This is a genomic window from Leifsonia sp. 71-9, assembly GCF_001898805.1.
Lineage (GTDB): Bacteria > Actinomycetota > Actinomycetes > Actinomycetales > Microbacteriaceae > Leifsonia.
The window spans coordinates 444,529-457,385 of sequence record NZ_MKVJ01000021.1 but is presented as its reverse complement, the minus strand read 5'-3'; the positions used below and the strand labels follow the sequence as shown (position 1 = coordinate 457,385).

Here is a 12,857-nt window from a genome sequence, read left to right as displayed (position 1 = left end):
GGTCAGACGAGGGCGTCCGTCGAGACGATCACCGTCGGCACGCTGATGTCGATGACCATCGCATGGCTGACGGACCCGAGCAGGAGGCGGTCGATGCCGGTGTACTGCGCCGTTCCGACGACGAGCAGACAGGCGTCGTCCAGCTCCTCGGCCAGCGCTCGGGCCGGCTCGCCGTGCACCAGCGACATCGTCGTCGTGAGGTCGGGGTTCGCGGAGCGGACGGCGCGGGCCGCCGACTGCAGGATCCGGCGGTGCTCATCGCGGATCTGGTCGAGGAACACCGCATCCGCCGCCATGCCGCGTGCGGCGATCGCGGGCTCCGCCCAGGCGTGGACGAGCCGGAGCGACGCGCCCAGCCGACGGGCCTCACGGGCGGCGAAGCGGGCCGCCTTCATCGACACCTCCGAACCGTCGATGCCGGCGACGACCGTCGAGCGGCCTTCCGGGATCTCGGGGATGATGGCGACGGCGCCACTGGCGACGGCGGCGAGCTTCGCTCCGATCGACCAGCGATAGCGCGCGTGCGGCCAGGTGCGCCGACTCGTGCCGACGACCACGAGGGTGTCGGGGCGGGAGAACCGCCGCAACTCCTCCAGCCGGTCGCCCGCCATGATGTGGGTGCTGATCCGCAAACCGGGGTGTGCTGCAGCGGCGCGCTCGGCCCGGGCGTCGGCGGCGAGGTGGCGTTCCGCCACCATCTGCTCTGTCACGACCAGCCCCGGCGCCCCGGTCTCCGTGTCCTCCACGTCCACGAGGAGGATCCCGTCGTGCTCGGCCTCCGCCCGCGCCATGGCCCAGTCGAGGGCGCGCTCCGATTCCTGCGAGCCGTCCCAGCCCACGATCGTCCTGTCATCCATGGTCTCTCCACTCCTTCGGGGTCACCAGAACGGGGCACGGGATGTTCTCGAGCAGGTCGCGGCTGACCGACCCCAGCAGGGACGAGGCGACGCGCCCCCGACCGCGGGTGCCGACCACGATGGCGGCCGCGCCCGTTCCCCGGCTCACCAACGCGTCCGCCGGGTTGCTGCGCACCATGACCGGTACGATCGCGGCTGTCCGCGCGATGGGGACGTCGGCGATGGCGTCGGGGATCACCCGCTGCTCCCGAGCGGCGGCGACCGGGTCGGTGCGATCGTCGTCGAGCGGACGCTCGAACGGCTCCGGGACGTCCCAGGCGTGCACGGCTTCGACCTGACCGCCGAGCCAGCTGGCCTCCGTGACGGCGAGAGCCAGCGCCGAGCGGGCGTAGGGTGACGCATCGACGCCCGCGACGACGACCTTCCTCGCCGCGCGCGGGGAGTCCGGGATGACGGCGACCACGCAGCCGACCTTGGCCGCGACGGTCAGAGGCACCGAACCGACCGCGGCGCCGTCCCCGCCGCCCGGGCGCCGGTCCGTGCCCACGACGAGGAGGGTCGCGTCGACCGCGGCCGCGATCAAAGCCCGTGTCGGCGGCCCGTCCATCCAGCGTGATTCGACGAGCGCCTGCGGAGCGAGCGCCCGGGCATGCTCGGCGGCGGCCCGGAGGCCCTCCTCCGCGGCGGTGGTGCCCGACGCGTCCCGGCCGGTGAGCGTTTCGCCGAGCCTGCGATCAACCGCCTGGACGATGTCCAGGCGCCCGCCGCGCGCCGCGACGCGCTCGGTCGCCCAGTCCAGCGCGCGCCAGGCGGCCGGCGTCCCGTCGAATCCGACCACCGTGCGCCCGTCGCTCATCGCTGCTCCATCCCGTGCTCGTGCTGCTGCTCCCGAGCATGGCACCGGCTCGCACCCGACCACCGGGACCTTCGGCCCTTGCCGTCGCGAGGCACGCACGGTCGAATGAGGTCATGAACAGCCATCACGGTGCATCGCGGACGCCGATGCACGACATCCCCCCGGGTGCCCGGGGGGCCTTCGTCGCCGTCGTCGCCTGGAGCCTGGCGTGGAAGGGCGCGTCGATGTGGCGCGCCGCGCGCAATGGCAGCAAGCCCTGGTTCGTGGGATTGCTCGTCACCAACACCCTGGGCGTGCTCGACGCCGTCTATCTCTTCGGCGTCGATCGACAGGCGAAACGGGGCGACCTGACCGAGCGGGCGATCCTGACGCTCACGGGCGAGCCCGAACAGGGCGGCCACCCGCAGGAGACCTGACGGAGTTCGTTACGTCGGAAATCCCCGCGAGGTGCTCAGCCCTCCAGATTACGCAGGAGGGCGCCCTTTCGAACGCGACTTCAACTCGGGTTGCGCATGACCGCAGAAGTGAGTATCCGATGGAAACCGGAGCACCGACCTGGGGCCGCCCGCGACGGACTGGTTCCGCACCGATGCCGTGCAGCCGTTCCAGCGGGCTGGCGCCTCTTCCGAATTCGAATCGCGGAGGCATAGGCGAGCATGTGCGCGACTAGCGATATGGAAGGCCATTTTGGACCGCATGCCATTGCGCAATCGCCTCTGCCTTGCCGCGATCGTCAACTTGGCTCTCCACGATGAGGGCAACATCGTAGTGAGCGCCGGCTTGGCCGAAGACCGTGAAGTAGGCGTCGTCCTCATGCCGCCTCACGTAGTCCCCAAGATTCGACGGGCAGGTCGGGCCGGCGTCGCCGAGTGGCGGTCGTCAGCGGCCCACGCCTGGGACGAGAACTGCGGCGGCTTACGCACGTCCTGTTGGGGCGCCACCTATCGGTATGGTGTCTCTTGCCTCAGCGGGGCCGCTGACGTGTCAGCTGACAAGATGTTCTTCGAGCGCAATACGTGAGGAAACCGCCAAGAGAAAGTTCTCGCACGCACGGTCCACCCAGCTTGTGAATAGCCACCAGTGGCCCGAGCCTCTCAGCTCTTCAACGTGGTGGGGCCGATATCTCACCATGTTGCTCAGATGGATCATCACCGCAAAGGTGATGCCCTCGCTTGATACGAGATCGACATGTGGCGAAATTATGACGCTGTCGCGCGGCTGCGCGAGAGACCGATTTCTCACGATGAGAGACCTGTCAAATGCTTCCCGGAGACCGGATAAAGGAGCGGGCATTGCCGAATAGTGCACGGGTTGCTTGAGCTGGTACGTGGCAGTCGCGTCACTTCCGGCGTCGACGAGATCGAACGACTCTGCGAAGGCTGCCGCTCTCGTGAGAAGCAGACGAGGGCTGAGCTCCGCTTCCTTTAGAGCATTTCGAGATATCTCAACGCTTAACCAGGCGTCTTGATCTGGCCGCTTGCCGGACGACTCGACTCGGATTGAGTCGATAGGTATTAGGGCCGGTCGTATTCCGAACGAACTGGAGAACAGGTCGGTGCTCTCCGCTAGATACGGCATAAGCCGGGAGAGCTTCATCGAGCCGGCGCTCCACACATATCCGCGGCCACTCTTCCGAGCAAGCAGCTGAAACACACCGGGCGGCTTTACCTCGAAATGCTCTTGGTAGAAATCGTAAGGATCTTGCATGTGAGAGTTGTTCTGACCGATACCGTGGGACGCTGACTTTTTCGTCGAATCAGGATCGATGGCTGTCAGGTACGCCTTCGCGGCATTCAGGACGAAATAGTAGCCGAGGAGGGGCTTCGCTACGGGATCGGCATTGGTGACTGCCTCGTAGTACTGGCGCGCCTGATTTACATAAGCCCTTAGACGTGCACGCGCCGCGAGGTCTAGTTTTGGGGAGCCCGAGCGCTGAAGCGCGGTTTCGCCCGCGGCGGCGGCGATGTCCATCGTTGACCACAGGTCGGCGACAGACGCCCGGGGTGAGATCGGGTGGAGAAATGACCCGACACCCGGAACCACAGCCCGGCCCTTGCTGGCAGCGGCTTCCCCCATCCGCGCCGCCAAAGGACGCCCAGCCATCCCAACTGTCATCGTTGCGCTCGCTTCTGAGCCATCCCGCACCCCCGCTTCTCTTCTATCCAATCGCATCATGGCAGACCCCAAGTCACCGAACACACCTCTAAGAGCCCCCGAAATTAGCTGAGGACCGAGGGCAACGAGGGGCGCGGTCGGCTTCACCGCGATCGCGCAGGGAGCGCCGAACACGACTGGCGTGTTGTGGCCGCCAAGCCGAAGCTGTTCGAGATGATAGGCGCTTGTATGCTTAGCTCCGCCCGGGCAGCAGGTCGATGATGCGTTGCAACTGCCCTATCGACTCCGGCGCGTGACCGCATCGGAGGTCGAACAGCCGGAACGCCTCGTTTGCCGCGAGAGTCGCAGCGGCCACCGCCGGGCCGACGTCGTGGACGAGGTCGCCGCGCAGCTGCATCACCCGCCGCTCCCCGTCGTTCTCCACCACGTTGGTGTTCATCCGCATGAGCGCGTATGCGCGTTGACCGTGTGCGGCTGCTGAGCCCGTCCGCCACAGGAGCTGTACACCGGACGCCGCGACCGGGTCATCGTGCAGTTGCTTGGCTGCTTCGGTGATGATGTCCGTGTTGTTAAGCTTCGCCGTGCTGCTCTTCGGTAGGCCGAGCGTGGCGGCAGTGTGCCGGCACTCTTCCAGTTGCTTGTTCAACTCCTCGACGTCGTGTGTCCGTGCGCGCTCCTGGCCTTTCGTCAGCTCGGACGCGCTGTTCACCAATTTGAGTTGGTCATCGAGATCCTGCATCCGCAGGCGCATCGCGCGCCCTCGTCGTTCGGCGCGCTGGACAGGGGCCAGCACCCAGGCCGCTTGCGATGCCGTCAGCAACGCCGTCCGCAGCGTCGTCATGTAGCTGGTCGGGTACATCGTCTGTGTGGCCCGCATCGTCGAGAGCGCGAAGTCAAGGTGCTCGACGGCGATGATCAGCGGGTACCAGGCAATGCTTGAGACTGACAGCGCTGGGCGGTCGTCGCCGCTCAGTGCGCTCCCGGCGGGGACCACCGGCGCGGTCTTCGTTCGACCGCTCCAAAGCTCGACCGCAGCTGCGATGTGCGCGAGGCGCTGCTCCCATTCCGACCAGGCGTCCGTCATGGGACAGGTCTCCTCACTGTGCGGTCTCCGCAGCCGCCCGCGCCTTCTCGACCTCCGCGCGTACACCGTCGATCGTCTTCTCGAACGACGGTGCCCACCGCACTAAGCAGGGCAGGTCCTCCCAGTTGACGACGATCGTGAATCCGACCTTCTTCCGCTTGCTCACGATCATTTGTTCGACGCGGACGACGTACGGAATCGCCAAGGCATCGTAGGCCTCACTGAGCTGAGGGATGCCACCACCCCACTCCTCTGCGACCTCGTCACGCCAGATGCAGAACGCGCCGTTCGGCTCGAACCACATCGCGTTCCGCCGGTTGAGCGTGCCGACGAGTTTGCGCTGGGCCGCGCGCTGCTCTTCCGTGAGGTTGGCCATGCCGCCCAGGCTACCGGCGACACGAGCCGATTGGGACGCTGGCCCACTAGCCTCAACGCATGGAGCTAGAACTGTCGACGAGCCTTCGGGCCACGTGGGTGTGGGCTGCTGATCGAGACCAGGCGGAGTTGCTGCGGGCGCTCCTTGAAACCGGCGGCTGCCAGGTATCGGCTGCACGCGGCGGCAACGCGGAAGACCGCACCCTCGATCTCGACATCGGGGTGGTCGCGCTCGAGGGGTTGGAGTGCCTGCGCGACGCCGGCTATTCGTTCCGCTGGCACCCGGGGCAGCATCCCCTGGACCGAACCGAGGACCAGTACGGGATCCCCGTCGCCAGTGCAGTCAGCGACCGGAGGGCGCAGTAGTGCCATCCGGTCTGCCGCAGACGCGGAGGGTCTGGAATCGCCGGTTCGTCGAAGTCGCACGCGAACGCGGGCTGCGCACCGTCGGCGGCTACGCGTACGTCTACGTCGACGGCTACGTCGCCTCCGTCGGCGGGTATATCGCGCAGGCCACGGACCCCTACACGGTCAGCTGGTCCGCCTCCATCAAACCGGCCGAGCTCGACGACATCCTCTGGGCGGCGTTCATGCCCGACCTTCAGCTCAGCCCGGCGAAGCGGCGCAGCCTGCGCGTCAACGGAGCATTCACCACCCCCGCCCTCGACCCTGAGCGTGGCAAGCTGACGGCCCCGTAGGTGTAGAACCCGAGCCGACGTTGGCCGTCATGTTCGACCGGTTCGACGAACTGCTAACGGAGTACCTGCGCGTCGCGCCGACCCCGGCCGACTTCCTCGGCCAGCTGGACGCACAGATCCCGAGGATGAGGCAGTGCGGCTGCAGGCGCGCCTGCGCCACGCGCTCGCCCTCATCGCCAACGGGCGACGCAAGGAAGCCGCAGAGCTACTCCGGGTCGAGATGGCCAAGGACAAGTTTGGGCCGATGATCTCCAGCCAGGGCCGAAGCGTGTTCGATCATCTCGCGGAGAGCCTGCAATGAGTCGGGCGATCGCGGTGGCGGCCGCCGATCCCGAGGCCATTACGGTGACGATCGCCGCCGGTCAGCTGCCCGGGATCTTGTCCGACCTGATCGAGGTCGAGGGTGGTTTCGCATAGCCTCGGGCGCTACCCTCCCCTACCGTGGCCGATCGCATCGGCTCAGAAGTCGCGTCGAGTGGATTCGGTTCGCGCTGTGACCATGGCACCCAGAGTGGGGCGAAGGAGCTGTCGCACGTACGCCATGACGATGCTGACGCCGATCAGCACTACGCCGAGGGGTGTGACGACGGCGCTGATGATGCGCACGACGAGATCGAACCCGAGCAGTAGGCCTTGATCGACGCCTGCCGCGGAGTCCCTGCTGCCGCCGATGTAGTAGGCGATGTCTGGCAGGAAGATGATGAGGAGTGTGCCCACGACCGTGAGGGCGATCCCCCACCAGAGGACGATTTTCGGCTGAAGGCGCGAGTTCGGCATTGTTCCTTCTGGTCTGTCGTTGTGGGCCAGCCCGGCACCCGTCAGGACGCCGAGCTGGCCCGGTTGGACTACACGTTACGCCGCGTCAGGCACGCCAGACGTAGGCGGCGCCGGTCGCGCCGGACAGGGAGAGACCCTGCATTTGCGTGTACGCGAGGGTGTTTCCCCATGGCACAAGCCAGTTGCCGTCCTGGCATCCGGTGTTGTACCAGGTTGCCGCGTTGCTGCTGTTGAATCCCTTGCCGTGCGTGCAGATGCTGACGTCGGACTCCTTGTACCAGTGGTACTCGCGCTGGTAGCCGGGATAGCCGATCACCGCGCAACCCTGGACGCTCGTGGCGTACCCGAACGGCCCCGCGAGGGACCGTACGTTCTCGCCGCAACCGGCCAGCGGTGCAACAACCTGGCCGAGCTTCTGAGCCTTCCCGGCCGCATCAGCGGACTGGATCTGCTTGACGACAGCCGGCGCTTCGCTGACCGGACAGAAAACAAGCACCAAGATCAGACTGACGGCCGGCTTATCCGGGTTCCACACCGACAGCGACGCAAAGATCAGGACCCCTGTCGGAATGAACATCCCAACGATCTGGAGGATGTGGGGACGCAGTCTTCTGCGCATCCGAGGCGGTCTCCGATCCGTTCTCGACGGCCCGTCGGTTGCTGTCTCCGGAGACGGTATCCCTACCATGCCACAAGACCCCTTCTAACGATGCAAGTGCAGGGGGCAGACCCGCCGAGCCGCGAGGGCACGAGGCCGCTGTTCTCGGATGCGGTCGATGGCCTCCCGAGGGTCGAGTACGAGGATGCGTGCCGCCGCGGCCGAGGGTTGTCGCTCGTCGGCATCCCGCTGACGGACCTGGAGTGAGCCGCTCAGGAGAGGACACTCCGTCAGATCGACGTCGACCCGGGCGGGAAATACGATCGGCGGTCCTCCGGTTGCCTTCGGGGTGAACATCTTCAGCTCCGCCGCCTTCGGCTCCCTCTCCCTCCCCAACCGTCTCGTCATGGCGCCGCTCACGCGCATCCGGGCGGGCGAGGACGGCACCCCGGGCGACCTGCTCGTCACCTACTACCAGCAGCGCGCCTCCTTCGGCATGATCCTCACCGAGGGCACGTGGCCGGTGCGGGAGGGGCGCACCTGGATCGGGCAGCCCGGGCTGGAGACCGAGGAGCACGTCGCCGGCTGGCGGCGCGTGACCGACGCGGTGCACGCGGCGGGCGGGACGATCGTCACCCAGCTCATGCACGGCGGGCGCATCTCGCACCCCACGATCTCCGGGACCGGCCGCGTCGTCTCGGCCAGCGCCCTCGCCGGCCCGGGCACCATCCGCACCCCCGAGGGGAAGACCCACCTGCCCGTCGCGCACGCGCTCACGGAGGCGGAGGTGCAGGAGGCCGTCGCCGGGTTCGCCGCGGCCGCCCGCAACGCGATCCGCGCGGGCTTCGACGGCGTGGAGGTGCACGGGGCCAACGGCTACCTCGTCCACCAATTCCTGTCGCCGGCGACCAACCAGCGCACCGACGGCTACGGCGGCAGCGCCGAGAACCGCGCCCGGTTCGCGGTCGAGGTCGTGACCGCGGTGGCCGGTGCGATCGGGGCCGACCGGGTCGGCATCCGCCTCTCCCCCGAGCACAACATCCAGGGCGCCCTCGAGGAGGACGCCGCCGAGACCGCCGCCACCTACGCCGCCGTCGCCCGCGGTCTCGCGCCGCTCGGCATCGCGTTCGTCGACATCCTGCACGCCGACCCGGCCGGCGAGCTCGTGCAGGGCATCCGCCGTGCGCTCGGCGCACCCCTGATCGCCAACACCGGCTTCGGCACGGTGACGACGCGCGAGGAGGCCGTCGAGCTGGTGGAGTCCGGTGTCGCGGACGCGGTCGCGGTCGGGCGGGCGGCCATCGCCAACCCGGACCTCGCCGAGCGCTGGGCCGCGAGCCACGAGCTCAACGACCACGACGCGTCGACGTTCTACGCCGGCGGCCCGCGCGGCTACATCGACTACCCGACGCTGGCCGAGGCGACCGGGGCCCGGTAGCGGCGCGCTTCCGTCGGCGCGGCTGTCGTTCGCCGACCGGACCGCGGAGACGCCGACGGGGCGGCCGCCGGGAATCCTCCCGGCGACCGCCCCGCGGTGTTCTGCGCGATGGTCAGGCGGCCACGGCCTTGCGACCGTTCTCCGCCGCGGACTCGACCTGGATCTTGCGCGGCTTGGCCCGCTCGGCGATCGGGATGACGACGCTGAGCACGCCGTTGTCGTAGCTGGCGCTGATGGCCTCGGCGTCGACGTCGTCACCGATGGTGAACTGCCGCATGTAGGAGCCGAACGGCCGCTCCTGGGCGAGCCAGCGGAAGTTCTCCCGGTTGCCCGCGGAGCGCTGGGCGCGGATGGTCAGCAGGTGGCCGTCGACATCGATATCGACAGAGCCCGGGTCGACGCCGGGGAGGTCGGCGTTCAGAACGTACCGATCGCCCTCGCGGAACAGGTCCACCGGCATCAGGCGCGGCTGCCGGCTGGTGTCGAACAGGCTCTGCGCGATGCGGTCCAGCTGGCTGAAAGGATCGAATGACATCGACATGGTGAGATTCTCCTTCCGATAGGGGCGGCATCCCGCCGCCCGAATTGCGTACTGCTTCACTCCTTCACTGCTGCACTGCTTTCCGCGGTGGGGAGCGGATGGTCGCGAGCACGTCGACCCGCCACAGGGATCTCGATGCCCCGCGGCGTCGACGCGCCGCCCCGCTCACCGGTCCCCTCGCCGAGCGGGATCCGGATGCCGCAGTGCGCACGGCGACCGGTTCGTCCCACAGTCCGGAGACGATCTGCTCGAACTCGGCAGCGACCCACTCCGGATCGGAGCAGACGATGTCGGCGAATGCCTGATCAACACTGTCCGCCACGGTCACGGCTCATCACCTCCATCTCTGAAAGGATGTGGATCAGTTGATACAGATTTTCTACATCAAACATTGACAGGATGCAACCCGGTTCTGCAGACTCTCTGCAATGAGCACTCCGCACGCCGGCCGCCCGGTCTACAGCATGGCCATCGCCGCCGAGCTCCTCGGCCTGGCGCCGGCGACGCTGCGGCTGTACGAGCAGAAGGGGCTGCTCACCCCGGCCCGCACCGAGGGCGGCACACGCCGCTACAGCGCCGACGACATCGAGCGGATGCGCAGGATCGCCGACCTCCAGGCCGACGGGGTGAACCTGTCGGGCATCGGCCGGGTGATCGACCTGGAGGATCAGAACGAAGCGCTGCGCCGCGACCTGGCGGCGACCAGAGCGGCGGCGGCCACCGAGGATCGCGACCCGGAGCGCTGAGCGGGCGCCCGCCGGGATAGCCTCCCGCACGCGCGGCGCGGTCTAATGGGGGCATGCGAGTCGAACGGGTCGTCCCCATCCTGCAGGTGCCGGACATCGCGAGCGCCGTCGAACTCCACCGGGCGGTCCTGGGCTGGTCGGTGCTGATGGATCACGGCTGGATCGTGACGCTCGGCGACAGCGACGGCCACCAGTTGAGCCTCCTGACGCACGACGCCTCCGCACCGACGAATCCCGACGTCTCCGTCTTCGTCGATGACGTGCACGAGGCCCACCGCCGGGCGGTGGCGGCGGGCGCCGAGATCGTCCACCCCCTCACGGAGGAGCCGTGGGGAGTGACTCGGTTCTTCTACCGGGACGCGGCGGGGCGCGTCATCAACGTCGGCACGCACACCTGAATCCCCGCGGAGGCGGACCGCCGAGGTTCACGACGTGGTCGCCATTCGGGCGGGAATGAGCGCAACGACGTGAACCTCGGCGGGGCAGGCCAGGGGGAGGAGGGAGCGCGGCGGGGTGGTTCAGTTCGCGAACAGCGCTGCGCCGCGACGCCAGACCTGGCGCACGTCGAGGGTGTCCGAGATCCGCGTCGTGGGGTCCCCGTCGACGAGCACGAGATCGGCCCGGAGCGACTCGCGGATCCGCCCGCGGTCGTCGAGACCGAACCGGCGTGCGGGAGTCGCGGTCGCGGCACGCAGCGCCTCGACGGGCGTCAGGCCGGCGCGGACGAGGAGCTGCAGCTCGTGGTGGACGCTGGCACCGTGCGCCATGCCGCCCAGCGTCGGGAGCGGGAACGACACGTCGGTGCCGACGAGGATGTCGACGCCCGCGGCGTGGAGGGCGCCGACGGAGGCGAGCACCGCGTCGAGATCGCCCTGCGGATACCGGTCGTAGCTGCTCTCCAGGGTCGCGATCCAGGCGTCGTCGAGCTTGGAACGCACCCGCGGGTCCGCGGCGAACGCCGTGGCCGGGATCCCCATCATCGAGGCGTTCAGCACGATGCAGGGCACGACGAACGCCCCCGACCTCCCGATGGCGTCGATGAGCTGCGGGGTGCCGGGCCGGTCCATGAACAGGTGGACCAGCCCGTCGATGCCGGCGGCGATCGCCGAGGAGGTCGCCTCCACGGTCAGCGTGTGCGCGACGGTCAGGAGGCCGCGGCGGTGCGCCTCCTCCACGCCCGCCGCGACGGTGGCGTCGTCGAGCACCGGGAGGCCGGGGGCGCCCTCGACGGTCCCGTCGTCGATCATGAACTTGATGTAGTCCGAACCGGCCGCCTCGAGCCGCGGGATGAACGCGACCGCCTCCTCGGGGGTGGTCGCGAACGGCATCACGATGTCGGCCCACTGGTCGGCGACCTCGCCCTCGGACTCCCAGGGGGCCTCGTCGCCGTCGTCGTGCCCGCCGTCGCCCATCAGCTCGCTCGGGTGGCCGCCGGGCGGCGTGATCCCGAAACCCGCCGAGCGGACGTCGGCGACGCGATCGTTCTCGGCCACCTGCGCGCGCGCGCCGCGCGTGAACATCCCCTGCATCTCCAGCTCGGTCGTCACGCCGAAGGTGAGGGCCTGTTCGAGCCCGTCGAGGGAGGTGTGGACGTGCGCGTCGATCAGACCGGGCAGCAGCGTCCCGCCACGAGCGTCCACGATGGCCGCTCCGTCGGGGACCGCGCCCCCGATCGCCACGATGCGGCCCCGCTCGATCACCACCGACGTCTCGGGAATGACCTCCTCGCCGTCGAAGATCCGTGCATCGACGATCGCCGTCCTGTCCATCCGCTTCTCCTTGCTTCCGCGTCGAATCGTAATTCTGTAGTGACTACAGAAAACTAGTAATACCATAATTGGATTCGCTTGCGTCCATCATCTAGGATGGTCGCGTGGCAGCAGGGACCGGACTCCGCGAACGCAAGAGGGTGCAGACCCGGCGCGCTCTCCATCACGCCGCCGTCCGGATGTTCCTGGAACGCGGGTTCGACGACGTGACCGTCGCCGAGATCGCGGACGAGGCGAACGTCGCGCTGACGACGCTCTTCACCTACTACCCCGCGGGCAAGGTCGGTCTGGTCTTCGAACAGGAGGAGGACCGCGCGACGGCACTCGTCCAGGCGATCCGCGAGCGGCCGGCCGGAACCGACCCGCTGAGCGCGATCGAGACCTTCATGGACAGCCGGCTCCCGTTCGATGGCGGCGACCAGGACTCGCGCGAGATCCTCGAGCTGATCTTCTCCACGCCGCAGCTCCGCGCGTACGTGCGGACGAAGTGGACCGACTGCGAGGATGCGCTGGTCTCGGCGCTCGCCGAGGAGTGGCGGGAGCGCGACGGTGCGGGCCTCCGCTCGCTCGCCCGATTCATCCTCGAGACGCCCGACCTCGCGGCCCGCGAACCCTCCCCCGCCGACGCCTTGCGGATCGTGTTCGAGAACCTCCGGCGCGGCTGGAGGCTCGATCGAGCGGATTGATCCGCCCGTTTCTGTGAGTTCTCTCAGGCGATGATCGCGCGGCGTCCCCTCGACGCCGTGCGGACGCTCCTCCCCGCGCTCACCGGCGAGCGCCGCTCGATCCCGCCTCCGGAGCCTGTCCCCCGACCGCGGGTAGTCCACTCCCGCGCGCCGCTGGCCCGCGGTGCACGTCTGCAGGGTTTGCCAGCGCGCTCTGCTGAGACTCGTATGTCGATGCGAACGAACGAAGGGTTCCCTCCGTGAGCGAACAGAACGAGCCGACCGAGCCGGCCGAGCAGAACGAGCAGAACGGCCCGCGCCGTCACGAGCGGGCCCGG

At 68.5% G+C, this 12,857-nt stretch carries 17 protein-coding genes; 8 read left to right on the top strand and 9 right to left on the bottom strand.

Features of this window, described 5'->3' with window-relative positions; genetic code table 11:
• Nucleotides 1-2: 2 nt before the first annotated feature.
• Together BGO91_RS18725 and BGO91_RS18720 are read right to left on the bottom strand one after the other, a co-directional pair.
• Nucleotides 3-857, bottom strand: coding sequence for a universal stress protein (locus tag BGO91_RS18725; protein ID WP_290474246.1), 855 nt, complete (start codon nucleotides 855-857; stop codon nucleotides 3-5).
• Entirely contained in the window at nucleotides 850-1,713 is an 864-nt protein-coding gene (locus BGO91_RS18720; RefSeq protein ID WP_290474245.1) for a universal stress protein, read from the bottom strand. The genes BGO91_RS18725 and BGO91_RS18720 overlap by 8 nt, the downstream gene beginning before the upstream one ends.
• A gap of 113 nt (nucleotides 1,714-1,826) precedes the next feature.
• Between BGO91_RS18720 and BGO91_RS18715 the strand changes: the two genes are divergently transcribed.
• The gene (locus BGO91_RS18715; protein WP_290474244.1) at nucleotides 1,827-2,129 is read left to right on the top strand and encodes a DUF5652 family protein; all 303 of its coding nucleotides are present in this window, start codon (nucleotides 1,827-1,829) and stop codon (nucleotides 2,127-2,129) included.
• Between the two features lie 568 nt (nucleotides 2,130-2,697).
• Here the strand turns inward: BGO91_RS18715 and BGO91_RS18710 are convergent.
• The 3 genes from BGO91_RS18710 to BGO91_RS18700 all read right to left on the bottom strand — a co-directional run bounded on the left by BGO91_RS18710 (nucleotide 2,698) and on the right by BGO91_RS18700 (nucleotide 5,288).
• Entirely contained in the window at nucleotides 2,698-3,684 is a 987-nt protein-coding gene (locus BGO91_RS18710; protein WP_290474243.1) for a YaaC family protein, read from the bottom strand.
• 376 nt (nucleotides 3,685-4,060) lie between these two features.
• On the bottom strand, nucleotides 4,061-4,912 hold the full coding sequence (locus BGO91_RS18705) for a hypothetical protein (protein ID WP_290474242.1): 852 nt from the start codon (nucleotides 4,910-4,912) through the stop codon (nucleotides 4,061-4,063).
• 13 nt (nucleotides 4,913-4,925) lie between these two features.
• Nucleotides 4,926-5,288 carry a hypothetical protein gene (locus BGO91_RS18700; protein ID WP_290474241.1) on the bottom strand — a complete coding sequence of 121 codons (363 nt, stop codon included), beginning with the start codon at nucleotides 5,286-5,288 and terminating at the stop codon, nucleotides 4,926-4,928.
• Nucleotides 5,289-5,347: 59 nt separating this feature from the next.
• On the opposite strand from BGO91_RS18700, the gene BGO91_RS18695 reads away from it, so the two are divergent.
• From BGO91_RS18695 to BGO91_RS18685, 3 genes are all read left to right on the top strand, one after another.
• Entirely contained in the window at nucleotides 5,348-5,653 is a 306-nt protein-coding gene (locus tag BGO91_RS18695; protein ID WP_290474240.1) for a hypothetical protein, read from the top strand.
• Nucleotides 5,653-5,985: a hypothetical protein gene (locus tag BGO91_RS18690; protein ID WP_290474239.1), complete on the top strand. Its 333-nt coding sequence runs from the start codon at nucleotides 5,653-5,655 to the stop codon at nucleotides 5,983-5,985. Before BGO91_RS18695 ends, BGO91_RS18690 begins: the two co-directional genes overlap by 1 nt.
• A gap of 133 nt (nucleotides 5,986-6,118) precedes the next feature.
• Entirely contained in the window at nucleotides 6,119-6,286 is a 168-nt protein-coding gene (locus BGO91_RS18685) for a hypothetical protein (protein WP_290474238.1), read from the top strand.
• 158 nt (nucleotides 6,287-6,444) lie between these two features.
• On the opposite strand, the gene BGO91_RS18680 is transcribed toward BGO91_RS18685, so the two are convergent.
• Both BGO91_RS18680 and BGO91_RS18675 read right to left on the bottom strand, forming a co-directional pair.
• Nucleotides 6,445-6,762, bottom strand: coding sequence for a hypothetical protein (locus BGO91_RS18680; RefSeq protein ID WP_290474237.1), 318 nt, complete (start codon nucleotides 6,760-6,762; stop codon nucleotides 6,445-6,447).
• A gap of 85 nt (nucleotides 6,763-6,847) precedes the next feature.
• Nucleotides 6,848-7,339, bottom strand: a complete 492-nt coding sequence (locus tag BGO91_RS18675; RefSeq protein ID WP_290474236.1) for a hypothetical protein — start codon at nucleotides 7,337-7,339, stop codon at nucleotides 6,848-6,850.
• A 370-nt stretch (nucleotides 7,340-7,709) separates the two neighbouring features.
• On the opposite strand from BGO91_RS18675, the gene BGO91_RS18670 reads away from it, so the two are divergent.
• The gene (locus BGO91_RS18670; RefSeq protein ID WP_290474235.1) at nucleotides 7,710-8,798 is read left to right on the top strand and encodes an alkene reductase; all 1,089 of its coding nucleotides are present in this window, start codon (nucleotides 7,710-7,712) and stop codon (nucleotides 8,796-8,798) included.
• A 112-nt stretch (nucleotides 8,799-8,910) separates the two neighbouring features.
• Here BGO91_RS18670 and BGO91_RS18665 read toward each other — a convergent pair whose 3' ends face one another.
• Entirely contained in the window at nucleotides 8,911-9,339 is a 429-nt protein-coding gene (locus BGO91_RS18665; RefSeq protein ID WP_290474234.1) for an Hsp20/alpha crystallin family protein, read from the bottom strand.
• A 428-nt stretch (nucleotides 9,340-9,767) separates the two neighbouring features.
• Between BGO91_RS18665 and BGO91_RS18660 the strand changes: the two genes are divergently transcribed.
• Together BGO91_RS18660 and BGO91_RS18655 are read left to right on the top strand one after the other, a co-directional pair.
• Nucleotides 9,768-10,085 (top strand): MerR family transcriptional regulator, encoded by a 318-nt coding sequence (locus tag BGO91_RS18660; protein ID WP_290474233.1) that lies wholly within the window; start codon nucleotides 9,768-9,770, stop codon nucleotides 10,083-10,085.
• 53 nt (nucleotides 10,086-10,138) lie between these two features.
• Nucleotides 10,139-10,483: a VOC family protein gene (locus BGO91_RS18655; RefSeq protein WP_290474232.1), complete on the top strand. Its 345-nt coding sequence runs from the start codon at nucleotides 10,139-10,141 to the stop codon at nucleotides 10,481-10,483.
• Between the two features lie 120 nt (nucleotides 10,484-10,603).
• Here BGO91_RS18655 and BGO91_RS18650 read toward each other — a convergent pair whose 3' ends face one another.
• Nucleotides 10,604-11,854 (bottom strand): amidohydrolase family protein, encoded by a 1,251-nt coding sequence (locus BGO91_RS18650; protein ID WP_290474231.1) that lies wholly within the window; start codon nucleotides 11,852-11,854, stop codon nucleotides 10,604-10,606.
• Between the two features lie 104 nt (nucleotides 11,855-11,958).
• Between BGO91_RS18650 and BGO91_RS18645 the strand changes: the two genes are divergently transcribed.
• Nucleotides 11,959-12,540 (top strand): TetR/AcrR family transcriptional regulator, encoded by a 582-nt coding sequence (locus tag BGO91_RS18645; protein WP_290474230.1) that lies wholly within the window; start codon nucleotides 11,959-11,961, stop codon nucleotides 12,538-12,540.
• Nucleotides 12,541-12,857: the final 317 nt, after the last annotated feature.